23 protein-coding genes and 1 pseudogene are annotated in these 24,351 nt (G+C 40.0%); 17 read left to right on the top strand and 7 right to left on the bottom strand.

What is annotated here, in order from left to right:
• The first annotated feature begins 47 nt into the window (after positions 1-47).
• The 5 genes from pilV to ON073_RS15770 are packed head-to-tail and all read left to right on the top strand — an operon-like array spanning position 48 to position 5,477.
• Positions 48-548, top strand: a complete 501-nt coding sequence (gene pilV, locus ON073_RS15790; RefSeq protein ID WP_274762855.1) for a type IV pilus modification protein PilV — start codon at positions 48-50, stop codon at positions 546-548.
• Position 549: 1 nt separating this feature from the next.
• On the top strand, positions 550-1,557 hold the full coding sequence (locus ON073_RS15785) for a PilW family protein (RefSeq protein ID WP_274762853.1): 1,008 nt from the start codon (positions 550-552) through the stop codon (positions 1,555-1,557).
• Positions 1,545-2,015: a hypothetical protein gene (locus ON073_RS15780; RefSeq protein ID WP_274762852.1), complete on the top strand. Its 471-nt coding sequence runs from the start codon at positions 1,545-1,547 to the stop codon at positions 2,013-2,015. Before ON073_RS15785 ends, ON073_RS15780 begins: the two co-directional genes overlap by 13 nt.
• 1 nt (position 2,016) lies before the next feature.
• On the top strand, positions 2,017-5,070 hold the full coding sequence (locus tag ON073_RS15775) for a pilus assembly protein (RefSeq protein ID WP_274762851.1): 3,054 nt from the start codon (positions 2,017-2,019) through the stop codon (positions 5,068-5,070).
• Positions 5,071-5,072: 2 nt separating this feature from the next.
• Positions 5,073-5,477 carry a type IV pilin protein gene (locus ON073_RS15770; RefSeq protein ID WP_274762850.1) on the top strand — a complete coding sequence of 135 codons (405 nt, stop codon included), beginning with the start codon at positions 5,073-5,075 and terminating at the stop codon, positions 5,475-5,477.
• Between the two features lie 51 nt (positions 5,478-5,528).
• Here ON073_RS15770 and ON073_RS15765 read toward each other — a convergent pair whose 3' ends face one another.
• A complete protein-coding gene (locus ON073_RS15765) occupies positions 5,529-6,050 on the bottom strand; it encodes a GspH/FimT family pseudopilin (RefSeq protein ID WP_274762849.1) in 522 nt (173 codons plus the stop codon).
• Positions 6,051-6,099: 49 nt separating this feature from the next.
• Positions 6,100-6,636, bottom strand: a complete 537-nt coding sequence (locus tag ON073_RS15760) for a GspH/FimT family pseudopilin (protein ID WP_274762848.1) — start codon at positions 6,634-6,636, stop codon at positions 6,100-6,102.
• A gap of 182 nt (positions 6,637-6,818) precedes the next feature.
• Between ON073_RS15760 and ON073_RS15755 the strand changes: the two genes are divergently transcribed.
• Positions 6,819-7,157, top strand: coding sequence for a P-II family nitrogen regulator (locus ON073_RS15755; protein ID WP_038640527.1), 339 nt, complete (start codon positions 6,819-6,821; stop codon positions 7,155-7,157).
• A 69-nt stretch (positions 7,158-7,226) separates the two neighbouring features.
• Here ON073_RS15755 and ON073_RS15750 read toward each other — a convergent pair whose 3' ends face one another.
• Complete coding sequence (locus ON073_RS15750) at positions 7,227-7,991, bottom strand: outer membrane protein assembly factor BamD (protein WP_274762847.1); 765 nt, start codon at positions 7,989-7,991, stop codon at positions 7,227-7,229.
• Positions 7,992-8,128: 137 nt separating this feature from the next.
• On the opposite strand from ON073_RS15750, the gene rluD reads away from it, so the two are divergent.
• The 3 genes and pseudogenes from rluD to ON073_RS15735 all read left to right on the top strand — a co-directional run bounded on the left by rluD (position 8,129) and on the right by ON073_RS15735 (position 12,582).
• Positions 8,129-9,106 carry a 23S rRNA pseudouridine(1911/1915/1917) synthase RluD gene (gene rluD, locus ON073_RS15745; RefSeq protein WP_274762846.1) on the top strand — a complete coding sequence of 326 codons (978 nt, stop codon included), beginning with the start codon at positions 8,129-8,131 and terminating at the stop codon, positions 9,104-9,106.
• A 42-nt stretch (positions 9,107-9,148) separates the two neighbouring features.
• Complete coding sequence (pgeF, locus tag ON073_RS15740; protein ID WP_342455420.1) at positions 9,149-9,832, top strand: peptidoglycan editing factor PgeF; 684 nt, start codon at positions 9,149-9,151, stop codon at positions 9,830-9,832.
• Positions 9,833-9,946: 114 nt separating this feature from the next.
• Positions 9,947-12,582: pseudogene (locus ON073_RS15735) on the top strand (AAA family ATPase).
• A 41-nt stretch (positions 12,583-12,623) separates the two neighbouring features.
• On the opposite strand, the gene ON073_RS15730 reads toward ON073_RS15735, so the two are convergent.
• Complete coding sequence (locus ON073_RS15730; protein ID WP_274762845.1) at positions 12,624-13,049, bottom strand: DUF4124 domain-containing protein; 426 nt, start codon at positions 13,047-13,049, stop codon at positions 12,624-12,626.
• Positions 13,050-13,318: 269 nt separating this feature from the next.
• On the opposite strand from ON073_RS15730, the gene gshA reads away from it, so the two are divergent.
• On the top strand, positions 13,319-14,887 hold the full coding sequence (gene gshA / locus ON073_RS15725) for a glutamate--cysteine ligase (protein WP_274762844.1): 1,569 nt from the start codon (positions 13,319-13,321) through the stop codon (positions 14,885-14,887).
• 103 nt (positions 14,888-14,990) lie between these two features.
• Entirely contained in the window at positions 14,991-15,596 is a 606-nt protein-coding gene (locus ON073_RS15720; RefSeq protein ID WP_274762843.1) for a transglycosylase SLT domain-containing protein, read from the top strand.
• A 73-nt stretch (positions 15,597-15,669) separates the two neighbouring features.
• On the opposite strand, the gene ON073_RS15715 is transcribed toward ON073_RS15720, so the two are convergent.
• Positions 15,670-16,938 carry an HlyC/CorC family transporter gene (locus ON073_RS15715; RefSeq protein WP_274762842.1) on the bottom strand — a complete coding sequence of 423 codons (1,269 nt, stop codon included), beginning with the start codon at positions 16,936-16,938 and terminating at the stop codon, positions 15,670-15,672.
• A 97-nt stretch (positions 16,939-17,035) separates the two neighbouring features.
• Positions 17,036-17,842 (bottom strand): cytochrome C assembly family protein, encoded by an 807-nt coding sequence (locus tag ON073_RS15710; protein WP_274762841.1) that lies wholly within the window; start codon positions 17,840-17,842, stop codon positions 17,036-17,038.
• Between the two features lie 168 nt (positions 17,843-18,010).
• On the opposite strand from ON073_RS15710, the gene ffh reads away from it, so the two are divergent.
• The 6 genes from ffh (at position 18,011) to tyrA (ending at position 23,137) form a co-directional block, all read left to right on the top strand.
• Positions 18,011-19,384, top strand: a complete 1,374-nt coding sequence (gene ffh / locus ON073_RS15705) for a signal recognition particle protein (protein ID WP_274762840.1) — start codon at positions 18,011-18,013, stop codon at positions 19,382-19,384.
• Between the two features lie 202 nt (positions 19,385-19,586).
• Complete coding sequence (gene rpsP, locus ON073_RS15700) at positions 19,587-19,835, top strand: 30S ribosomal protein S16 (RefSeq protein WP_274762839.1); 249 nt, start codon at positions 19,587-19,589, stop codon at positions 19,833-19,835.
• Between the two features lie 16 nt (positions 19,836-19,851).
• On the top strand, positions 19,852-20,382 hold the full coding sequence (rimM, locus tag ON073_RS15695) for a ribosome maturation factor RimM (RefSeq protein ID WP_274762838.1): 531 nt from the start codon (positions 19,852-19,854) through the stop codon (positions 20,380-20,382).
• 18 nt (positions 20,383-20,400) lie between these two features.
• A complete protein-coding gene (trmD, locus tag ON073_RS15690; RefSeq protein WP_446728537.1) occupies positions 20,401-21,147 on the top strand; it encodes a tRNA (guanosine(37)-N1)-methyltransferase TrmD in 747 nt (248 codons plus the stop codon).
• A 34-nt stretch (positions 21,148-21,181) separates the two neighbouring features.
• Complete coding sequence (gene rplS, locus ON073_RS15685) at positions 21,182-21,541, top strand: 50S ribosomal protein L19 (protein WP_038640551.1); 360 nt, start codon at positions 21,182-21,184, stop codon at positions 21,539-21,541.
• 468 nt (positions 21,542-22,009) lie between these two features.
• On the top strand, positions 22,010-23,137 hold the full coding sequence (gene tyrA, locus ON073_RS15680; protein WP_274762836.1) for a bifunctional chorismate mutase/prephenate dehydrogenase: 1,128 nt from the start codon (positions 22,010-22,012) through the stop codon (positions 23,135-23,137).
• A gap of 24 nt (positions 23,138-23,161) precedes the next feature.
• Here tyrA and ON073_RS15675 read toward each other — a convergent pair whose 3' ends face one another.
• The gene (locus tag ON073_RS15675; protein ID WP_274762854.1) at positions 23,162-24,319 is read right to left on the bottom strand and encodes a chorismate mutase; all 1,158 of its coding nucleotides are present in this window, start codon (positions 24,317-24,319) and stop codon (positions 23,162-23,164) included.
• Positions 24,320-24,351 lie beyond the last annotated feature (32 nt).

Raw genomic sequence — 24,351 nt, 5'->3', positions numbered from 1 at the left:
TTTTTTCCTCTTTTAAGAATAAACCTCAAAATAAAGGCTTCACACTCATTGAAGTGTTGATTGCTTTTATCGTGTTGACAGTTGGCCTGTTGGGGACTGTTGCGCTGCAATCTAATGCCAAGCAAGCAAGTTATGATGCAAACCAGCGTAGTGCTGCACTAGCGCTTGCAAATGATATTGTTGAGCGAATTCGCGCTAACGATTCAGCTGATTTAGTTGCGAATTATACTAAAACATTTAGTTATTTAGACACTCCTTCTGAAAAACAATGCCTTAACACGCGTTGCTCGTCTTCGGGGATTGCTGAGTATGATTTATACCAATGGCAAAAAGCCCTTCGTGTTGGCGATAATACAGGGTCGCTAGCAAATGGTACGGTTTGTATTTCGCCTTCTGAAGACGGTAATGGTGTAAATTTACGTGTTATTGTTGCATGGCAAGGTAGACAAAAACTGACAGAGTCGACTAATGCATCTATTAATTGCGGCAATGTTTCAAACCGAAGAACTGTAGTGCTTGATAGTTATATTTTTAGGAGGAGTGCTTGATATGAAAAAAGTTACTTCATTAAAGCAATATGGCTTCACTATGTTGGAGCTAATGATTTCGCTTTTCGTTGGTGCGTTTATGCTTGGTGGTATTATGTTTACGTACCTTGGTATGAAAATAACTACCTCAGACACTATGGATATTGGTGAGTTACAAGAGTCAGGACGTTTAGCTATGGATATTCTTAAGCAAGATATTGAATTAGCGGGCTTTTGGGGGAACTTTGTACTCACGCCAAGTGATTCAGTTTTGACTGCGGCAAATCCGAGTAATCCATCCCCCGATTGTTTTGAAGGCGTTAATAATCGTACTTTTCCACAGTCTGGTGTAAACGAAGCGTTTAAAGTGATTTATGCAAAAGAGGCTGAGGCTGGCTCAGAGCTAAACTGTATAGGCAATGCATTAGTTGGCAGTGATATTTTGCAGGTTAAACGTGTTTTAGGGGAAGAAATTACCTCCGCTACAGGTACAAGCAATACTTATTTTGTTGCTACTCCTCAAACAGCGAGTTTTATCAATGGTACAGGGGGCGTGATTGTTCCTGGTGGTAACGCTAAGTTATGGGAGTATAGCCATAATGTTTATTTCGTCGAGAATCAGAGTTACACACTAAATGGAAAAAGTGTTTCAGTGCCAACATTGAGACGTATGAGACTATCTAATGGCGCTATGCGTTCAGAAACCGTTATGGAAGGTATTGAAAATATTCGCTTCTTATTTGGCTTAGACACAGATGGTGACTCTCGAGTAGATACTTATAAAAGCTCTTCTCAAATGAGCATGTCTGATTGGGATCAACAAGGCGCTGTTGTCACGAGTGTGCAAATCTTCCTATTGGTTAGAACATTGGAAGAAGATCGAAATAACCCTCCTGAAGAGCAAACCTTCATTTTAGGTGGTGAAGGTGAGCACCAAAGAACTATTTCACGGAATGATGGATTTCGCCGCAAGCTTATAACATCTACAGTGCGTCTTGTGAACGTTGGGAGTGATAAATGGGCAATTTAAATAAACAAAATGGCATTGTGCTTGTAGCAGCCATGTTAATGATACTAATGGTTTCTGGAATCGCTGTTACAGTGATGAGTGGTAGCGGTCTTGATAATAAAATGGTGAATGCGACTCAAGAGTCTTATAGAACAGAATCAAGTGCACGTGGTGATACTGAAAAAGTGATAAAAGGTGAGTTGGATAAAAAGGCAGATAATCAGTTTCTTGTTAAAAGAAGCGCATATCCTGAAACGCAAGAAATTATTCTATCAACAGGGGACACAAAAGTTGTTATGACAAACGAAAATAAGAGTCCAGTAGCTGATTTATTAGAGTGCCCCCCACGCTATGCACCAACGCCAAATATAAAATGTAACTACCTAAAACTGAGAACTGTAAGGGACTATGGTAAAGGTGATAAGCATACTATGACATTGAATACGGGCATCGAGCAAGAAATGATAGGAGGCCTTTAATATGAAAAATTATTCTAAAAATTCTCTATTGTCAGCCTTTTTGGTGGTAGTGAGCTTCTTTGCATATAGCCCATCGGTTTTTGCTGAAGACATTGAAATTTATGTTCAGTCACTACTTAATAAAACTGAAAAAGCTCGAGTAATGTTGTTATTTGATACCTCAGGTAGTATGCAACGGTCTTCACAGACTGGTAGACCTTGTTACAACTGGGATGGGAACCAAATTCAGTGTGTTAAAAAAAATTATTCAGATGGTTCACCTTATAAGTGCAGAGTAGGAAGTGAAAATGGTTCTTGGCAAACGTGCCATGCTAGCCGAATGCAAGTTGCAAAAGAAGCAGTTAATGGGTTAATCGATTCTGCAAAAGATGTTGAATTTGGTCTAGCGCGATTTGGTGGAGGTAAGTCGGGTTATCTTGTGCTTGGTATTGGCACTGAGACTGATAAAACAAAACTTAAAGCAAAAGTAAACAGTTTACCTGCATCTGGTGCAACACCATTGATGGATAGTGCTTTTGAGATCTATCGTTATTTAAGTGACGGTAATTTGTATGAGGCTGATAATTTCAGTGGTCGCGATAAAACTGTAGATAATGGCAGCAGTTATATATCGCCGTTTAGACGAGCATCAGATGGTACTTTACGCTGCGATAACAATGCATATGTTATTTTTATGACCGATGGGGATCCTAATGGTGGTACAAGTTCTGCCTATAATATTCAAAGCTTAACTGACACCACTTATTCATCAACAGAAAGCTTATTGCCTGAACTAGCTAAGTATATGGCAAATAATGATTTATACCCTGATACACCTGAAGACAACTTCGCATATACTTATACAATTGGTTTTGGTAATGGTATGAAACCATCTTCAATTGAGATGCTTACCAATATTGCTTCTGATGCTTACGGTAAGGGTAAATACCAAGATGCAACAGATGCAAGCAAACTTGCTGAATCATTGGAAGCTACTATTAATGATATCTTAGAGCGTGTAGGAAATTTTACATCACCTTCTGTCGCAGCGAGTCAAAGTGATAATACACGTACTAAAGATTATGTTTATTACTCGTTATTTTCACCTTCAGGTTTTTCGAAATGGAACGGTAATATCAAAAAGTTGAAAATTAACGGGCATAATATTGTTGACCAAGATGGGGCTAATGCTATTGATGACAATGGTAGTATTAGAGAAAAAGCAAGAACTTATTGGCGAGACTTTTCTGAGAAGGATGGTGTAACACCTGGTGCTGATGGCAGCAATGTGGCATTAGGTGGGCTCGATGACAACATTGGCGATCCAGATAAGCGCCTTATCTATACCGACATAGGCACAAATGAGCTTGTGACTACCGATGGTGCAGTAGTTACAGCTATGCAGGAAGCTATGGGAAGTGCAACAACTGCCGAAGCAATAGAGATGATTAGTTGGATGCGCGGAATTAATGGTTATGATGCTAAGGGAAATGCAATTGTTCGCGAGCATATACTAGGTGATGCTCTTCACTCTAAACCTGCTGCAATTACCTACGAGACTAATGAAGGGGATAAAACTCATCTAATTTTCGGTACAAATGCGGGCTTTGTGCACTTCTTTGAAGACTCTGGCGAGACATCTGCAACAGAAAAATGGTCGTTTGTGCCATCTGAGTTATTTTCCATACAAGCAAGTTTGAAAGAGAATGGTCTTGGCAAAGAGTATGGTATGGATTTAACTCCAACAATTTATCATGATGATACTAATGGAGATGGTAAGGTAAACTCTGGTGAGGATGCATGGGCATTTTTTGGTATGCGACGTGGTGGTAGTTCATATTACGCATTCAATATTTCTAGCCCAGACACCATGGAGTTACTTTGGAAAAAAGATGCGTCAGATTACGCTAAACTAGGCCAAACTTGGTCTCAACCTAAGGTTGTATACATTAATCACCCGTCTTATTCACAACAGCCTTTACTGGTCTTTGGTGGTGGTTTTGATAAAAAGCATTTTGAGGAAGGAGCTGCAAACACAGTTGGGGCTGCCGTATTTTTAGTTGATGCGAAAACAGGTGATTATGTATGGAGTACTAATGACACTTCGTTTGAAGGCGCTGATAGTATAACGGGTCAGATTGCTACGTTAGACTCTGATTATGATGGCTATACAGATAGGCTTTATGCAGCGGATACCGGAGGAAAGATTTGGCGTATTGATTTAGCTGGTACAAGTATGTCAGATTGGTCTGCTTTTGAATTTGCATCGCTTGCTGGGAATTTCTTTTATCAGCCAGAAGTTGCGAGAACATATTACAGTAAAGTAACAACATTTAAGCTTGATGGTGAGGTTGTTAATGCAACGCGCATGACAGTTCCTTTTGAAGCAGTTGTGGTTGGCAGTGGAGATAGAACAAGTCCACTTGATCAATCAGATAGTGACAGCCTTTATATGGTGAGAGATGTTAACGTTATAACTAAGTCATATAAATTAGACGCTCCAGCACCGATAAAAGTATCTGAGCTTATGGCAGTTACGCCTAACACATTTGGTAGCTTGACCAAAGATGCAGAAAAATTTACTGAAAAAGAGTCTCAATATGCCCAGTACAAGGGCTGGCAATACTCTTTAACTGGAAGTGGTGAAAAGGCTTTAGGGAAACCTGCAATAATTGGAGGGGTAGCTTACTTCCCTACTTTTATAGCAGGCGCTAACGGTAGTTCAACATGTTCTCTTACAGGTGGAGAAGGACGCCTTTATGCGTTTCATTTACATTATGCGGTTAAAATTTACGAGAACGCTTACACTCGAACAGGTGATAGTATCCCACCAACACCAGAATTAGTCTTTTCTGAAGATGGAGACCAAAATTCACAGTTCTTACTTATAGGTATCGGTGCGGGTGAAAATAACTCAGGAATAATCAAAGCAAAATCGATCAATGAAAGTGCTGTTCCCGGGTTAAAATGTGATGAAAATGGACAAAATTGCGAAATTAATCTCGTTGGTGGATTTGCAGGATTCAAGACACATCGCAGTTATATGTACAAAGAAACAACAAATAGGGTTAACTAATAATGAGAAAATTATCAGGCTTTACGTTGATTGAAATAATGGCCGTTGTAGCAATTGTTGGTATTCTAACCGCAATTGCATATCCGTCATACGTAGATTACCTTTATAAAAGTTCGCGTGCAGAGGCTATGTCTTCTTTACTGGATATTGCTAATCGTCAAGAACAGTATTATGCCGATAATCATAAATATACCTCATCATTAGCTGATTTGGGTGTACAAAATAAAAGTGACTCGGGATTATTTACATTAACACTGACTTCTGATGGAAGTTCGTTTTCGTTGGTAGCAGATCCATTAGATCATCCTGCTACCAAAGATCCAGACTGTACAAGCTTTAAGATAGACGAGCTAGGTCAAAAAACAGCAACTGGCTCAGGTGGAAATCGAACATGTTGGAATAGATAATAATCTAATTTATAAAAGCGCCTTAGAGGCGCTTTTTTTATGAAAAATAGTTTATAAATTAGGTGTCTCGCATTTATTTGAATCCCTTACACGTACTCTACCAACTTGACTAACGGTGATTTGATTTCCTTTTAAATCTAGATAGCTATGATGGCAATAAAGAAAGCTTCCAGACTGCATAAATTTAATCGAACCGTCAGCTCTGTATGTTATTGCATTCCGAGGATATGAGAGCTCATTTCTGGGGTTTATTCTCTCAATGATGGAGACTACATACTCTTCATCATCAAGAGAAAGGTTAGCGTTGTTATCTTCAAAGGTATAAATATCACTTTGCCAGTCATCACTGCAACTTCCAGAGATTAGAGGGCAAACGGTTATATTTGTAGAGTGGGTGACAGCATATCCTCTAGCAAGACTTAAGGACTTAAAAATTTTTGAAATTGCGTTGTCTAAGTTATTTTGTGCTAACAACCTAGATAAGTTGGGAAGTACAATAGTTGATAAAACGCCAAGCAATAAAAATACAGCTAAAATTTCTACGAGCGTAAAGCCAAATAATTTTTGCTTCATCCTTGAAGCCTCTTCTAAAGTTATACTTTAACTTTGAAGGTTAGTTTAATTAGACAGATCCGCAAGTAAGAACATTTCGACCGAGCTTCCAAGTATTACCTGACACACTAATTTGTAGAGCTGAAGTATTGTCACTCTCTCCATTAGGGCAAATTACAAATTGATGTTCTTGGTTAACGCGCCCTTGTCCATCTATAGTAATTGCAGTGGAGCCTTTATTTTGACTTACTGTATCTTGTCGGTTCGGTAGTGACATAACTCTAATTAACATATCATTTGTTATACTCAGATTTAAATCTTGTCCTTTATCTACAAAAGCAACGATAGGATCATTTTCCCAGTCAGATGAGCATGCACCCCCAGCTTCAGGAGTTGCAATAGGGCATACAACTACAAATTCGTCAGTTGTTGTTGCTTTAGCTCGTGCATATTTTACAGTTTTGCTTAACTCATCGATAAAGTTATCTGCTCGCTCAGCTTTAAGCATTGGACTCAAATTAGGTAGTGTAATTGCTGAAACAATACCTAGAATTGCCACCGCAACCATTATTTCCAGCAATGTAATACCTTGTTGTACATATTTCATATTCTGTACCTCCTTTGGCTATTATACGCTTTTAAAAATCACAAGCCAGTAGGCCATTTAATTCATTTAGAACAGTTGTTTATATTGATTTTAATATTCGCCATTTTGTCTATAAGTAAATACCTTGAATTGATGAGTTAACGCGATAAAATGGAGTTAACTAGCAAATTGGAAATGGTTCGATGAAAAAAATAGAGGCAATTATTAAGCCCTTCAAACTGGATGATGTTCGTGAAGCGCTTTCTGAGATAGGTATTACAGGCATGACTGTGTGCGAAGTGAAAGGTTTTGGTCGTCAAAAAGGGCATACCGAGCTGTATCGTGGAGCAGAATACATGGTTGATTTTTTACCAAAGGTAAAACTGGATATTGTGTTAGCAGATGAAGATGTTGATCGCGCCATCGACGTAATAGTTGAAACAGCACAAACAGGCAAAATTGGTGATGGTAAGATTTTTGTGTCAGAAGTAGAACGCGTTATACGTATTCGTACACAAGAAGAAGATGAAGCTGCGATTTAATATTTTTTCAGAGCATTCAAAAATAAAAAAGGGGCTCAACAGCCCCTTTTTTATATATCAATATGGTATTTATTTGTTTGCATCAAGCACTGCTTGTGCATTATTTTTTAACTCGTTTAATCCGAGTTTATCATAGCTTTTAACCATTAATTCAAGCGCTTGTGTTGTATAGCTACTCTTTGAAAAATGCTCTACAACATATTTACAGCGGTTAGCTGCTGCTAGGTATGCTTCGCGCTCATAATAGTAATTCGCAACCTTAATTTCATAACGAGCCATTTTGTTTAAAAGCCACGCCATGCGCTTTTTTGCTTCATCGGTATATTTGCTATCAGGGTAGTTTTTTACCAATGTTGCGAAGTCTTCATAGGCAATGCGTGTGCGTTTTGTGTCACGATCTGCGCGGTCGATGCCAAAATACTCTTGGAACGCGTTTTCATGCGCTTTGATATTAACTAAACCACGCATGTAGTACATGTAGTCTAAATCTTTATGATTCGGGTTTAATTTAATAAAACGGTCAATTGTTGCAGTCGCTTGCTCGGTATTATTAGATTGATAATACGCATACACTAAATCCATTTGAACTTGCTTAGACAAAGGACCAAATGGGTAGCGAGAGTCAATAGCACTTAATAATTCAACTGCACGAACATATAAACCTGAATCAAGCGTTTCTTTAGCGTCTTGATAAAGGGCTTGTGCTGATTTATTCGGAACTCTTTGAATTTCTTCTTCATCTGGTGCTGAAGAACATGCTGATAACACTGAGATTGCAAAAAACATTGCAATAGAACGTTTACTAAGCGAACGCTTCCCAACTACGTTTGTCATTAAAATACACCTTTTTATTATCTTGTTTGGGATTCCACCCTAGGCTCAGTCAGCAAAACCGAGTAAACTATGCATATTAGCGATTCTAACCGAGTAAGCAATAGCTTGCATTGGATTTTACATAATTAAGCGGCACAATGGCAGAGCAAATTTCACTAACAGCTGAAGTACCAATTGAGCTAGGCGGTAAACGTCTAGACCAAATTTTGGCGCAAATGTTCCCAGATTATTCGCGTTCGCGAATTAAAAACTGGATCCTCGACAATATGGTAAAGGTCGATGGCGAGGTACGAAATGTACCAAGAGAAAAATTAATGGGTTACGAACACATTGAAATCAATGCTGAACTTGAAACCGAAGTGGTTTTTGAAGCACAAAAAATTGATCTCGATAAAGTGCATGAAGATGACCATATTCTAGTAGTTAACAAACCTGCTGGCTTAGTAGTGCACCCAGGTGCAGGTAACCCTGATGGCACAATGTTAAACGCTTTATTACATGATTACCCAGGTATTGATTCAGTGCCTCGTGCAGGTATTGTCCACCGTCTTGATAAAGACACAACTGGACTTATGGTGATAGCTAAAACAGTGCCTGCGCAAACGCATTTAGTCGCAAACTTGCAAGCAAGACGCAACTTCACGCGTGAATACGAAGCAATTTGTAATGGTACAATGACTGCGGGTGGTATGGTTGATGCGCCAATTGGACGCCATAATACGAAACGAACACATATGGCTGTGACTGAATTCGGTAAACCAGCCGTAACACATTATCGTGTTGCTGAAAAATTTAGAGCACATACGCGTTTACGTCTTCGTTTAGAGACCGGCCGTACGCACCAAATCCGTGTGCATATGGCACATTTAAATCATGCCCTTATTGGTGATCCGCTCTATCATGGTAGACCACGTCCACCAAAAAATGCATCCCCTGAATTTATTGAAGTGCTTCGTAACTTTAAACGCCAAGCGCTTCATGCAGTTAAATTGGAACTTGAGCACCCAATTACAGGTGAAATGATGAGTTGGCAAGCACCGATCCCTGAAGATATGCAATTGTTAACAGAAGCCCTTCGCCAAGACACCAAGGCTAATCCGAGTATCGGATATTAATGCAAACACTGGCGTTAAATTGGCAAGCACCAGCAAAGGTAATTGCCTTTTCAACCACACGAAATGGGGGCGTTTTGTTTTAATTCTCTCAATTTAGCATTTCATGTTGAAGATAACCCTGAATATGTTATCGAAAACAGAGCACTTCTCACAAAGCGATTACCAAAGCCCGCATTTTGGTTATCGCAAGTTCACAGTAATAAGGTTATTGTGGTTGATGCTAAAAGCGAACCCGACCTGTTAATTGAAGCCGATGCACTTTATACACGGCAAACGAATACGCCACTTGCAATCATGACGGCTGATTGCTTACCTGTATTTATTTGTTCTGAATTCGGAGATGAAGTAGCTGTTGTGCATGCTGGTTGGCGTGGGTTATTAAATGGGGTGATTGAAAATACCTTAGCGTGTTTCGAAGCAACAAACTTAATCGCCTACCTTGGCGCAGCAATTGGCCCAACAGCATTTGAAGTTGGCAAAGAAGTACGCGATGCATTTTGTAACAAACATGCAGAAGCTAACAGTTGCTTTAAACCTATCCTTAACCAGCCGAATAAATTTTTAGCAGACATTTACCAACTGGCGCGGCTTGTACTTGCAAAAAATAATGTTACCAAGGTAACAGGTGGAGAATACTGCACTGTTAATCAAAAAGATTTATTCTTTTCCTATCGCCGAGATGGCAAAACAGGGCGCAATGCACACATTATTTATATTGAACAATAAATAGCCATGTTACTGTAAATAAATTAAGCCGTATTTATTCTTTCCTCTTGATCTTAAAAATATTCATACCCATTTATAACTACAATAGAAGTTATTTTCATAAGGGTATTTAGCATGCGTTTAGATCGATTTACCAGTAAATTCCAAGCTGCCCTTGCTGATGCGCAATCATTAGCACTTGGTCGCGACCATCAATTTATTGAGCCAGTTCATTTAATGTACAGTTTGCTAACACAAACCGGTTCAAGTGTTCGTGCATTACTTGCGCAAGCAGGTGTCAACGCCGACGAAATGATGACAAAGGTGTCTGCCGAAATAGATAAGTTATTTAAGGTTGACGGTGTAGGTGGTGATGTTCAATTATCACACAACATGGCTAACTTGCTTAACCTGTGCGATAAACACGCTCAAAAGCGAAAAGATTCCTATATTTCAAGCGAAATTTTTATTTTAGTTGCCTGTGAAGATAAAGGCCCGCTTGGCGCTTTATTTAAGCAATTTGGTCTCACACAAAATAAAATCGAAACGGCTATTAGTGCCATACGTGGTGGCCAAAAAGTGGATAGTCCTAATGCGGAAGATACACGCCAAGCCCTTGAAAAATTTACAGTTGATTTAACTGAACGTGCAGAGCTAGGTAAACTTGATCCTGTTATCGGTCGCGATGAAGAAATTCGCAGAACGATTCAAGTATTACAACGCCGTACCAAAAATAACCCAGTGTTGATTGGTGAACCAGGGGTGGGTAAAACCGCTATTGCTGAAGGTTTAGCACAGCGCATTATTAATGGCGAAGTACCGGAAGGTTTAAAAAACAAACGTGTTTTATCGCTCGATATGGGGGCGCGGCGGAAGTACCGGAAGGTTTAAAAAACAAACGTGTTTTATCGCTCGATATGGGGGCGCTTGTTGCGGGCGCTAAATACCGAGGTGAATTTGAAGAGCGTTTAAAATCGGTACTCAATGAACTTGCCAAAGAAGAAGGGCAAATCATTCTATTTATTGATGAAATTCATACTATGGTTGGTGCGGGCAAAACCGACGGTGCAATGGATGCCGGGAATATGCTTAAGCCAGCGCTTGCTCGTGGTGAGCTTCACTGTGTTGGCGCGACAACGCTTGATGAATATCGTCAGTACATTGAAAAAGATGCTGCACTTGAGCGACGTTTCCAAAAAGTACTTGTTGAAGAACCAAGTGTGGAAGACACCATTGCCATTTTGCGCGGGCTAAAAGAGCGCTACGAGCTTCACCATAGTGTAGAAATTACAGATCCTGCAATTGTTGCTGCAGCTACGCTTTCACATCGTTACATTAGTGACCGTCAATTACCGGATAAAGCCATTGATTTGATTGATGAAGCAGGTTCAAACATTCGTATGCAAATCGATTCAAAGCCAGAAGAGCTGGATCGTTTAGAGCGGAAGATCATTCAACTTAAGCTTGAAGATAATGCCCTTGCGAAAGAAACCGATGAAGCCTCTAAATCGCGTCAGGCAGATATTCAAGCGCAGATAAAGTTACTCGACAGTCAATACAATGAACTGGATGAAGTATGGAATGCTGAAAAAGCATCGTTGCAAGGTACGCAAGTAATTAAAACTGAGCTTGAACAAGCTCGACTTGACCTTGAAGTTGCAAGGCGTGCAGGTGATTTACAACGTATGAGTGAGTTACAGTACGGCCGTATTCCGGAGCTTGAGCGCAAACTTGATTTAGCATCGCAAGCTGAAATGCAAGATATGAGCTTGTTAGTTAACAAAGTAGGTGAGAATGAAATCGCTGAAATTCTCTCCCGCTGGACAGGCATCCCGGTGGCAAAAATGTTGCAAGGTGAACGCGACAAACTGCTTTCAATGGAAGACAAATTACACGAAAAAGTGGTTGGTCAAGACGAAGCTGTGGTTGCGGTTTCAAATGCGATACGACGTTCGCGCGCAGGCTTGGCAGATCCAAATCGTCCAATTGGTTCGTTCTTATTCTTAGGTCCAACAGGTGTTGGTAAAACCGAGCTGACTAAGGCGCTTGCGAACTTTATGTTTGATACTGAAGAAGCCATGGTACGCATTGATATGTCTGAGTTTATGGAAAAACACTCGGTGGCTCGACTTGTTGGTGCACCTCCAGGCTATGTTGGCTATGAAGAGGGTGGCTACTTAACTGAAGCGGTTCGTCGTAAACCTTATTCAGTGGTTTTACTTGATGAAGTTGAAAAAGCGCACCCAGATGTATTTAACATTCTATTGCAAGTACTCGATGATGGCCGTTTAACGGATGGTCAGGGGCGTACAATCGACTTCAAGAATACTGTAATTATCATGACCTCTAACTTAGGCTCAGATGTTATTCAGGAGCAGGCCGGTAATAATGACTATGTGGGTCTTAAAAATACCTTAATGTCAGTGATTGGCCAGCACTTTAGACCAGAGTTTATTAACCGAATTGATGAAACCGTAGTATTCCATCCGTTGGCACAAACGCATATTAAGAATATTGCTCAAATTCAGTTACAACGCCTTGAACAACGTTTAATTGATAATGGCTACCAGCTTGAGCTAACAGATGCTGCGCTTGATAAAATTGCAGAAGCAGGGTTCGACCCCGTATTTGGTGCACGTCCGCTCAAACGCGCAATTCAGCAGACGATTGAAAATCCATTGGCACAAACCTTGTTATTAGGTGATTTTAAAGCAGGTAGTTGTTTTATTGTCGATTGTAAAGAAGATGAGATGGTAATCACTGCAAAGTGATAGACCTAAAATAAAAAACCACCCATTGGGTGGTTTTTTTATTAGTTACAAAATGCTTTTATACGCTGCTTGGCTTGTTTTTTGTATTTTTCTTTTTCATCGCCTGAGATGGTGATCTCTTGTCCTTTATCATCAACTTGCGTCACTTGAGCATAGTTTTCTAATACACTTAAATTGTGTTTCGCATTATCGCAGTATTCTTTTTTGCGGCTTAATAAAGGATCTATGTTATCGTCAATAGCTGCTTCTTGTTCGCCATCTAGTTTTCTTTTTTCGGCACCAAAAGAGGAGTGATCTTTTAGTTCGAAAGAACGCACACCGTTTTTCTGTGAAGGCTCAACATATGAAAAATGCGCGACACCTTTCTCGTCTACCCAGCTGTAAACAGTTAACTGTTTGGCATCAGCTTTACTCGCGAAGCATGTTACAATTGCAAATAGTAGGGTGATGACAGTAAACCTGTACATGTTTTTACTTTCCTTAAACTAATTATGTTTTAACTATAGCCTAAGCTTTTGTTGAAGGCTACTGCCTTTTAGGCTGATTTATTTTGGCTAAGCTATTAATCTCATTATCCTTTTAGCCTATGTAAATATTGTTGCACTATTATCATTAAAATCTCGTTACGATTAATTTAGATCTTACATCTTGAGGTATCGCAATGTTGACCATACATTGATAAGATATTGAAAAAGCGACAACCTTGGTAAGGATTCGCTGTGAGAGGACTGAATTTTTGAAAACAGCGTCAATTGATTCGATACTAAGCACCTTATCTGAACAAGGTTCTGCAAGTGCATTAAAAGGTATCAAACGCGGTGTTGAAAGAGAGTGTTTACGTATTAATAAACACCGTTTAGCACAAACATCTCATCAAAGTGCACTTGGTAGTGCATTAACGCATCCATACATCACAACCGATTTTTCTGAATCGTTATTAGAGTTTATTACGCCTGCGTGTAGTGATATTGATACGACCCTTGCGCAACTTGAAGATATTCATAAATTTACTCTGTCTAATATTGATAATGAAGAATTATGGCCGCTTAGCATGCCATGTTTTATTGAAGATCAAGATGAAATCAAACTAGCTGATTACGGCACTTCTAATATTGGTCAAATGAAAACCTTATACCGTACAGGGCTAAAAAACCGCTACGGTAGCATGATGCAAGCGATTGCGGGTGTGCATTTCAATTTGTCTTTCCCAATTGAGTTTTGGCAAAAGTTACAAACAGTTGAAGAGAACACGGCACAATTAAGTGACTATATATCAGACAAGTATTTTGGTTTAATTCGAAACTTTAAACGTGAGCTGTGGCTTATTAGTTACTTATTCGGCGCGTCGCCTGCGCTCTGTAGCTCGTTTTTAGGTGGTCGCAAAACCAATTTACCATTCGAGTCATTAGGTAAGGGCACGCTTTACTTGCCTTATGCTACCTCGCTCCGCTTAGGTGATTTAGGTTACACTAATAGTGCGCAATCAAGCTTACGAGTGACTTACAATAGCCTAGAAGAATACCTTGAAGGATTTAAGCAAGCTATTTCTATGACCTCCGACTTGTATCAACAATTTGGTAGTTATAAAGATGAGCCTGCAAAACAACTAAACCAAAACATCTTACAAATAGAGAATGAGTTCTACTCACCAATTAGGCCAAAGCGAAATGCTAAATCGGGGCAGACTCCGAGCGAAGCTCTTGCGGATGGCGGTGTGGAGTACATTGAGGTGCGCGCACTCGATGTTAATCCGTTTTCCAAAATGGGGATTAGTAAAGAGCAGATTCTGTTTTTAGATGTGTTTTTGCTATATTGTGCAATCAAACCATCAGCAGATTTACCATGGCAAGAGCAAATTGAAACACAGGCCAACTTAGATTTAGTGGTTAATCAAGGGCGTTTGCCAGGGCTTGAATTATCAAATAAAGGTAAAGCACAAACCCTGTCTTCATGGGCTGAATCAATCTTTGCCGAGCTTGCTAAAGTTGCGAGTTTATTTGATGAGGCATATGAGACAACGCAATATAGTGACGTTATTGCAAAGTTTTGCAAAGCAATTACTCACCCAGAACTGACTTATTCTGGACAGTTTTTAGCTAATCTATTAGAAAGCCAAGAAGATAATGGTCATTATGCGTTAAAGCTTGCGAATGAATACAAATTAAAAACACTGGCAAGTAATTACCAGGTGTTTGATGAAGCCCTGTTTTTAGATAAAGCGATTGAGTCGCATAAGAAACAAAAAGAAATAGAAGAAAGTGACGATAAAAGCTTTATTGAGTTTTTAGATGATTACTTTAAGTAATAAAAAACGCGGCTAGTTGGCCGCGTTTCACTTTCAGGGATGAAACAATGTGTTATTGCTTAATAAGTGAGATATGTTTTTGCTAGTAAAGTTCAAAAAGAATATGAAAAAAATACTGTCATTAGTGTTAGCTAGTACTTTGGTCGGGTGTGCTACACCGCCACCGCAGAATCCAAATAATATTTGCGATATCTTTTTTGAGCATCGCGATTGGTATTTTGATGCTAAAGACGCGCAAGAAAAGTGGGGTGCACCGAAGCACCTATTAATGAGTATGATGTTCCAAGAAAGCTCGTTTAAACACGATGCAGCACCACCTATGGAGTATTTTCTAGGTTTCATCCCAACTGGACGAGCCAGTTCTGCTTATGGCTACTCTCAAGCCAAAACACCCACTTGGAATGATTATGTGAAAAAAAGTGGTAACAGCGGTGCAGACAGAGATGACTTTGGTGATGCTATCGATTTTATGGGCTGGTTTGTTTACAACACTCATAAGATTAATGGGGTGTCTAAATGGGACGCTTATGGACAGTATTTGAACTACCATGAAGGGTGGGGTGGTTACCGCCGTGGTACTTATAAAAACAAAGCGTGGCTAATGAAAACTGCGCAAAAGGTCAAAGTGCGCACAGGTAATTATGGTGTGCAGCTTAAAAAGTGTGAAGAAGACTTAGATAAGAATTGGTTACAGCGTTTATTTAGTTAATAAGAGATTTTAGCGTTCAGACAACAGGTTTTAGATGGTTGCTAAAACCTGAACCTGAACCTGAACCTGAAACCTATGCTTTAAACTCAGGCATGATGCGTGCTAATTTGATAGTATTTTCATTCACTTCGACTATTTCAATCGGATAGCCAGCAATCCGCATACTTACTTTTTCGCTAGGAATATCTTCTAAGTACTCGATAATCAAACCGCTAAGCGTTTTTGGTCCATCGATTGGAAAGTCCCAATCCATTTCTTTGTTAAGGTCACGAACGTTAGCACTGCCATCAACTAAGAATGAACCGTCTTGTTGTGGATGCACGTTTTCGCTTAGTGTTGGTGTCATGCTGGTGGTAAAATCACCTACTACTTCCTCAAGTATATCTTCAAGTGTTACAAGCCCCTGAATATCACCGTACTCGTCAACCACAATACCAATGCGCTCTTTTGCTTGTTGGAACTTAAGTAGTTGAACATTAAGCGATGTGCCTTCAGGAATGTAATAGATTTCGCGAACTGCACGCAGCAATGTGGCTTTGGTGAATTGCTCCTTGGTTAAAAGCCTAAGCGCATCTCGGGCATGAATAAAACCGACTGTATCATCAATATTTTCACGATAAAGCAAAACACGCGTGTGTTGGGCGTGAGTTAGCTGGCGCATGATCAGCTTCCAATCATCATTGATATCAATTGCAACGATTTCGTTACGTGGCACCATGACGTCTTCTACTTTGACTTGCTCAAGGTCAAGAATTGAAACCAACATATTTTGATGACGTTCAGGTAATAGCGCAGCGGATTCGTTTACCACGGTTTTTAATTCTTCCTTACTTAAACTGTGCTCTTCAATTTGTTCTGGGCTAATACCAAACAATTTTAAAATTCCATTGGTGATAAAGTTTACTAACATCACTAATGGAAACAGAAGCTTCAGTAGAATATTGAGAATAAATGAGCTTGGAAATGCAACTTTTTCAGGATATAGCGCGGCTAAGGTTTTTGGTGTTACCTCAGCAAAAATTAAAATAATAAAAGTTAAACCAAAGGTGGCAACGGCAATACCAATAACATCACCAAATAAGCGAATACCGATAATCGTTGCAACTGATGACGCTGCGATATTAACTAAGTTGTTACCGATAAGAATAAGCCCGATAAGACGATCTGGTCGTTGCAGTAGTTCACTAACCCGTTTGGCGCCTTTGTGATGCTCTTTTTCGAGGTGTCGCAAGCGGTATTTGTTTAGCGACATCATGCCAGTTTCGGAACTAGAAAAATAAGCTGAAAGTAATATTAATACACCAAGAATGATGAATAACGTACTTGTCGATATGGCGTCCAATGAGGGATCCTTTAAAAACTGTCGAAAGGGTATTAACTCTTAGTTAACGTTATTAGTCAAGTAATCTATTAGTTCAATAATAGCAAAATCAACGAGATTAGAATTTACCTAGGATAACTTCTTGCACAAAGCGACTTCCAAAATAGGCAAGTGTCAGTAGTGTTGCAGCACAAATAGTGGTGATTACACTGCTTTTACCGCGCCAGCCGCGGTATTTATGACCCCATGCAACAGCAACAAATAGCACCCAAGATAATAATGATAAAACAGTTTTGTGCACGTAACCTTTAGCAAACATATCATCGATAAATAAGAAGCCGGTGGCTAATGCAAAGGTGAGCAATAACGAACCCATAGATACTAAATGAAAGAGCTGCCTTTCAACTAGCATAAGTGGTGGTAGGTGGCTTGTTACAATTGACATGTCTTTTTGTTTCAAGCGGCGGTTAATAAAATAAAACTGAATCGCATACAAAGTCGCAATGATGAGTACGCAGTAGGCCATAAATGCCAGTGAAATATGCGACACCAATCCCAATTCAAAGTTGACGGATTGTAAAATGACATGATGTGGGATAAATAAGCTGGCAATTAATAAAATCGCCGCAAAGCCATACACAACAGGTAACAATAAGGTTGCCGGAAAACGCAGTGATACCGTTGTAACCGACACAACAATAAGCCAACAAATGAGTAATGCTACATTAGCGAAACTAAGATCTTGACCGCCTTCGGTAAAAATCGAATTAACAAGCACAGCTAAGTGCAGCAAAATAGCAACGGTACTTAGCAACAAAGTCTTCTTTTGGTTTGGGCCTTGCTTGTCAAACAACTTACTCACCACATGCATTGTGGAGAGGCTATAAAAAAGGCTCGCAATAACAGTTAAAACAATTAAATTCATGACTTTGTTATAAATCGATTTTGATTAAAATTTTTACCTCATTGTATTTTATCAATCACTAAAAGCCTAGCCCAAGGAGTGAAATAACTGATGTAACTCTGCGCAAGCCTTTTTTATTCCTGTTTCTTAGGTATAATTCTCGCAAAATACTAGTTTGGATTAACGTGAATGTTTCAGAACTTACAGGAACGCCTTGGTAAAACCCTGAAAAATATCAGTGGTCGAGGCCGATTAACTGAAGACAATATTAAAGATACGCTGCGCGAAGTGCGTATGGCGCTACTTGAAGCGGACGTAGCCTTACCGGTAGTGCGTGAATTTGTGAAAACAGTTAAGGAACGTGCTGTAGGTGTCGAAGTCACTAAAAGTTTAAGCCCAGGTCAGGTTTTCATTAAGATTGTTCGTGAAGAACTTGAAAAAGCCATGGGTGAAGCAAATGAAGAGCTTAACCTTGCGGCACAACCGCCAGCGGTTGTAATGATGGCAGGTCTTCAAGGTGCGGGTAAGACCACCAGTGTTGGTAAACTGTCTAAATTTTTAAAAGAGCGCAAAAAGAAATCAGTACTTGTGGTAAGTGCTGACGTTTATCGTCCAGCGGCGATTAAACAGCTAGAAACCCTTGCCAATGAAGTTGGTGTTGAGTTTTTCCCAAGTGATATTTCGCAAAAGCCAATTGATATTGCCAACGGCGCAATTGACCATGCTAAAAAGAAATTTATTGATGTAGTAATTGTCGATACCGCTGGTCGTTTGCACGTAGACAATGAAATGATGGACGAAATCATTGAGCTACATGGTGCAATTAAGCCAATCGAAACGCTATTTGTTGTTGATTCAATGACAGGTCAAGATGCTGCAAATACGGCAAAAGCGTTTGATGAAGCACTACCATTAACGGGTGTTGTACTTACCAAAACAGATGGTGATGCTCGTGGTGGTGCTGCGTTGTCAATTCGCCACATTACAGGGAAGCCTATTAAATTTATTGGTGTAGGTGAAAAAACCGACGCATTAGAGCCATTCCACCCTGATCGTGTTGCATCACGTATTTTAGGTATGGGTGATGTACTTTCTCTTATTGAAGAAGTCGAAATGAAAGTCGACAAAGAGAAAGCAGAAAAAATGGCTAAGAAGGTAATGAAAGGTGATGGCTTTACGCTAGAAGACTTTGCAGACCAACTTCGTCAAATGAAAAACATGGGTGGCATGATGGGTATGCTGGATAAGTTGCCAGGCATGTCAAACCTACCTGATGCGGTGAAAGATCAAGTTGGTGACAAGACGTTTAATCAAATGGAAGCAATTATCAACTCGATGACGCCGAAAGAGCGTGAACGTCCTGAAATTATTAAAGGTTCTCGCAAAAAGCGTATTGCAGCCGGTTCTGGTACTCAGGTACAGGACGTAAATAAGCTACTTAAGCAATTTACCCAGATGCAAAAAATGATGAAGAAAATGAAAGGCAAAGGCGGCATGATGAAAATGATGCGCAATATGAAAGGCATGATGCCACCGGGCATGATGGGTGGTCCGAAGTTTTAATTTTTCATTTATTTGTTAAAAAAGCACCTTATTTGGTGCTTTTTTATTAACTAGCAATTCACTACTTTCGACAAACTCGTCAAAAGAGTGCATTTTAACTTGCAATCAGAGTAAAAATTCGTACAATTCTCGGGCTTCCCGTTAGGGAAGTAAAAATTAGTTTTTATGTTAATGAAATCAATCAATCTATGTAGAGGACGGTATGGTAACTATTCGTTTGCAACGTGGCGGCGCTAAGAAGCGTCCATTCTATCAAATCGTGGTTGCGGATAGCCGTTTCTCGCGTGATGGTCGTTTCATCGAGAAAGTAGGTTTCTTTAACCCACTAGCTCGTGGTCAAGAAGAATCACTTCGTCTAGATCTTGCTCGTGTTGAACACTGGGTAGGTCAAGGTGCAGGTCTTTCTGATCGTGTAGCTAAGTTAGTTAAAGACGCTCGTAAAGCGGCTTAATAGGCGTAATGTAACCATGAGTCAAGAGCAAGCCAAATTTATAGCAGGCAAACTCGGCGCCCCTTACGGCATTAAGGGTTGGCTTAAGGTTCATTCATTTACTGATGATCCCGAAGGGATCTTTGATTTCAGCCCATGGTTGATAGGGCAACAAGGAAACTGGCAAACCGTTGAAGTGGTCGACTGGCGTCGTCACAACAAAGGTTTTATCGCCAAGTTGGCAAATGTTGAAGACCGTGATCAAGCAAATGTACTAACAAATGCTGAAATTGCTGTGTTTGAAGAACAATTGCCAGACTTACCAGATGGTGAGTTTTATTGGCGTGACCTCATCGGTTTATCTGTTGTAACTAACAAAGGTTACGACTTAGGTAAAGTCGATGACATGCTAGAAACAGGTTCTAATGATGTTTTAGTGGTTAAAGCTAACCCTAATGATGGATTTGGAAAAGGTGAACGTTTAATTCCATATTTAACCGAGAGCGTAGTGTTAAAAGTGGATTTAGACGCAAAAGAAGTTACCGTAGACTGGGATCCTAGTTTTTAAATGTCGCAACAAGCGCACATGTGGTTCGGTGTTATTTCGCTGTTCCCTGAAATGTTTGATGCGGTAACAAAGCAAGGTGTTACTGGTCGTGCAGTTAAAAACGGTTTAATCGATTTTAATTGCTGGAGTCCGCGGGATTATGCTTATGATAAGCATAAAACGGTAGACGACCGCCCATATGGCGGTGGCCCTGGTATGCTAATGATGGTACAACCATTGCGAGATGCCATCGATGTTGCAAAAGCTGCAGCGGGTGAAGGGGCTAAGGTAATCTATCTATCACCACAAGGTAGAAAGCTAGATCAACAAGGGGCGCAAGAACTTGCGAACCACAAGAAGTTGATTCTAGTGGCAGGTCGTTATGAAGGTATAGATGAGCGGTTAATTGAATCACACATTGACGAAGAATGGTCAATTGGTGACTTTATATTATCCGGTGGAGAACTCGCTGCAATGACATTAATCGATTCAGTATCTCGATTAGTGCCAGGTGTGTTAGGCCATAATCAGTCAGCTGAGCAGGATTCATTTTCTGACGGCTTATTAGATTGTCCTCATTATACTCGGCCAGAAAACTTGGATGGCAAGCAGGTGCCCGCTGTTTTACTCAGTGGTAACCATAAAGAAATCGCTCGCTGGCGCTTAAAGCAGCAGTTGGGTAGAACTTGGCTTAGACGTCCGGACTTGTTGCGAAACCTAGCTCTGACTGAGGAGCAAGCAACGTTACTTGCTGAATTTCAGCAAGAACATGATGTTTGTGGCTAGAAGACAGTTACTCCTAGGAAATGTGAGAAATATAATGGCAAAAGTAAACCAAAATATTATTAAAGTGCTTGAAGATGAGCAACTTAAATCTGACGTACCAGAGTTCGGCCCTGGTGATACAGTAGTTGTTAAAGTACGTGTTAAAGAAGGTAACAAAGAGCGTCTACAGGCGTTTGAAGGTGTGGTAATCGCTAAGCGTAACCGTGGTCTTCACTCTTCTTTCACAGTACGTAAAATGTCAAGCGGCGAAGGTGTAGAGCGTGTTTTCCAAACACACAGCCCACTAATCGACAGCATCGAGCGCAAGCGTCGCGGTGCAGTACGTCGTGCTAAGCTTTACTACCTACGTGAGCGTTCTGGTAAGTCTGCGCGTATTAAAGAAAAACTTAACTAATACGTCTGAACTTTCAGAATCTAAACAGGCTGAGCTTTGCTCAGCCTGTTTTGTTTTACCCCTACCTTAAAAATTCTCAATTCAAAAGCCACGCAGGCTTTCATCTAATCTCATTTAGATGAACTAACGCATTTATCTAGTTTGCGAATAAAATTTGAAAGTAACACTCTCATAAAAGTAGCTTTATAAAAGTTAAGATTTTTTGTTTCAACAAGTAGTTAATATATTAGCTGACGTATTGAGTGCTCTGTTAAAACTAGTCTCAGAAATAGCTGATCGTTTTAGCTCAATTTGCTTTTCACTATTAATTTATGTTCTCTATCTAACGCTTTTAACTATAACAGTGGTTGAGTCGCTAATAGCAAAGTTATATAACCTATCGCTTTTTAAGTCTTTTCTTGAGCAGCTAAGCTTGATAACATTCTGTATATAAAAATTTACTTGCTGTATAAATAGGTTTACAAGATAATGAGTGCACTACAAACCCTGAGAGAACAAATAGATGATTGCGATAGGCAACTTGTTGAATTACTTGCCAAACGCAATTATATAACCGCTCAAGTAGGTGCTTATAAACAACAACAAGGGCAACCTGTATATGTGCCTACAAGAGAGACGGAGTTAATTGCAGCTCGTCGTAAAGAAGCTGAAAAAGCAGGTGTAAGCCCAGAGCTTATCGAAGATGTTCTTCGCCGTTTGATGCGTGAATCATATCAAAATCAACAGCTCGGTTTAGCGTGTACTGCGCCTCACTTATCACCCATTGTTATTGTCGGTGGTAAAGGGGCAATGGGCCAATTATTTAAAAAGCAGTTGGAGCGTTCAGGCTATCAAGTAAACGTGCTTGATAAAGATAATCAAAGTGAGCGTGACAACTTATTATCTGAGGCACGTTGCGTGATTATCTCGGTGCCAATTCATGCGGTCGAAAGTGTTATTTCAGAGTTACCTAAGCTGCACTCTGAGTGTTTATTAGTTGATATTACGAGTGTCAAGTCTGCGCCTTTGAGTGCGATGGAAGAGTATCATCAGGGACCAATTTTGGCGCTGCACCCTATGTTTGGTCCAGACATTCCTCATTGGGTTAAACAAACCGTTGTAGTGTGCCAAAACAAGCCCTGTGAAGTAGCGAGTTCTTTGCTAGAGCAGCTTACGGTGTGGGGGTGTAATCTCGTTGCAATGGACGCTAAGAAACACGATGAAGCGATGCAAATCGTACAGGTGATGCGCCACTTAACGACATTTGTTTATGGCCAGTTTTTAGCAAAACAAAGCCACAGTTTAGAAGAAATCGAATCCTGCTCGTCGCCTATTTACCATTTAGAATTAATGATGGTAGGGCGCTTATTTGCTCAATCACCAGAGCTTTACAGCGATATTATGCTGGCGCAATTTGATGATGTATCACCATTGATGAAAGAGTATTGTGAAGTTTTTCAGCAAACCTTCGAAAAATTAAAACAAAATGATAAAGCAGGGTTAATCGATGATTTTGCAAAAGCAAAAACGTTTTTTTCTGATTCAGCGAGTACCTTCTTAAGTCAGAGTAAAGCATTATTGAGTAAAGCGAATGATGCGAAGGTGTTAGATTATTAAAAAAGGGGCTGTTAGCCCCCTTTTTTATTCTGTTGCGACATTAACCGCGCTTAATGTTTCACTTTGATAGCAGCCTAAAATACGAATGTAGGCAGTAACCTCTTTTAATGCATCTAATGCATTTCTCACATCTGGCATATCAATGTTGGCTTCTAAATCTACATAGAATACTTCTTCCCATGGATTTCCAGGTACTGGACGAGACTCTAGCTTTACTAAATTGATATTGTGTTGTTTAAAAATCATTAGGGCATCAGCAAGCGCACCTGCTGTTTGCTTAGTTGCCATGATCAGTGTTGTTTTGGTCGGAATTTGCTTTGACACTTTAACGGCTTTACGAGCAACCACAATAAAACGGCTATGGTTGTGACTTTGGTTGGCTAGATTTGGCTCTAACACCACAAGGCCAGCTTTACGAGCAGCATCTTCAGATGCAATTGCAGCGCCTGTGTTGTCAGCGAGTGCTTGTTTTAATGCGCTAGATGTTGAATCGCTATAAGCTAACTGAACACCACTTAGATTGCTAATAAACTGGCTACACTGTGCAAAAGGCTGAGGATGGCCGTAAATTTTGTCAATATCTTCGATAGCGACACCAGGGCTTGCAACTAAACAATGTTCAACTGCTTGGGTTAGTTCACCAACAATTGATACCTGAGTATGCTGAAGTAGATCATACACTTCGTTAATACTGCCTGAGCAAGTGTTTTCAATTGGTAGTAAACCAAAATCAGCCTGACCAGTTTCTACTTTATTGGTGATTTCATTAAAGCTACTACAACCAAGTTCAACTAGCTTGCCAGGACGGCGGCTGAAGTACTTGTGACAAGCAAGTTGGCTGTATGAACCTTGACCACCTAAATAAGCCACACGATTTGTTTCTGTGTGCAGATCTGGATTTAGATTCTGCTGAAGCATGGCCTGTTGGTGTAATACCGAATCTTCAATAATGGTTTGAAATACGCGATTTACATAATAACCGTCAAGACCAAGTGAACTGCCATAACTAATTAACTTTTCAAGTAGTGCTTGTTCGCGCTGTTCATCTCGAATTGGTTTGTTATTAGCTATTTTGTATTCAACAACCCCATGACTTACTCGGCGCCTTTTGGCAAGTAACACAAGTAACTCTGAGTCTATCTCATTGATATCCCGTCGAAGGGACTCAAGCGCATTGGACATTTTCTTTTCCTCATTCCCAATTGCAAAAAAAA

This window comes from Pseudoalteromonas sp. G4 (genome assembly GCF_028875915.1).
Classification (GTDB): Bacteria; Pseudomonadota; Gammaproteobacteria; order Enterobacterales; family Alteromonadaceae; genus Pseudoalteromonas.
The sequence above is the reverse complement of the archived record's forward strand: the minus strand, read 5'-3'. Positions and strand labels throughout refer to the sequence as shown.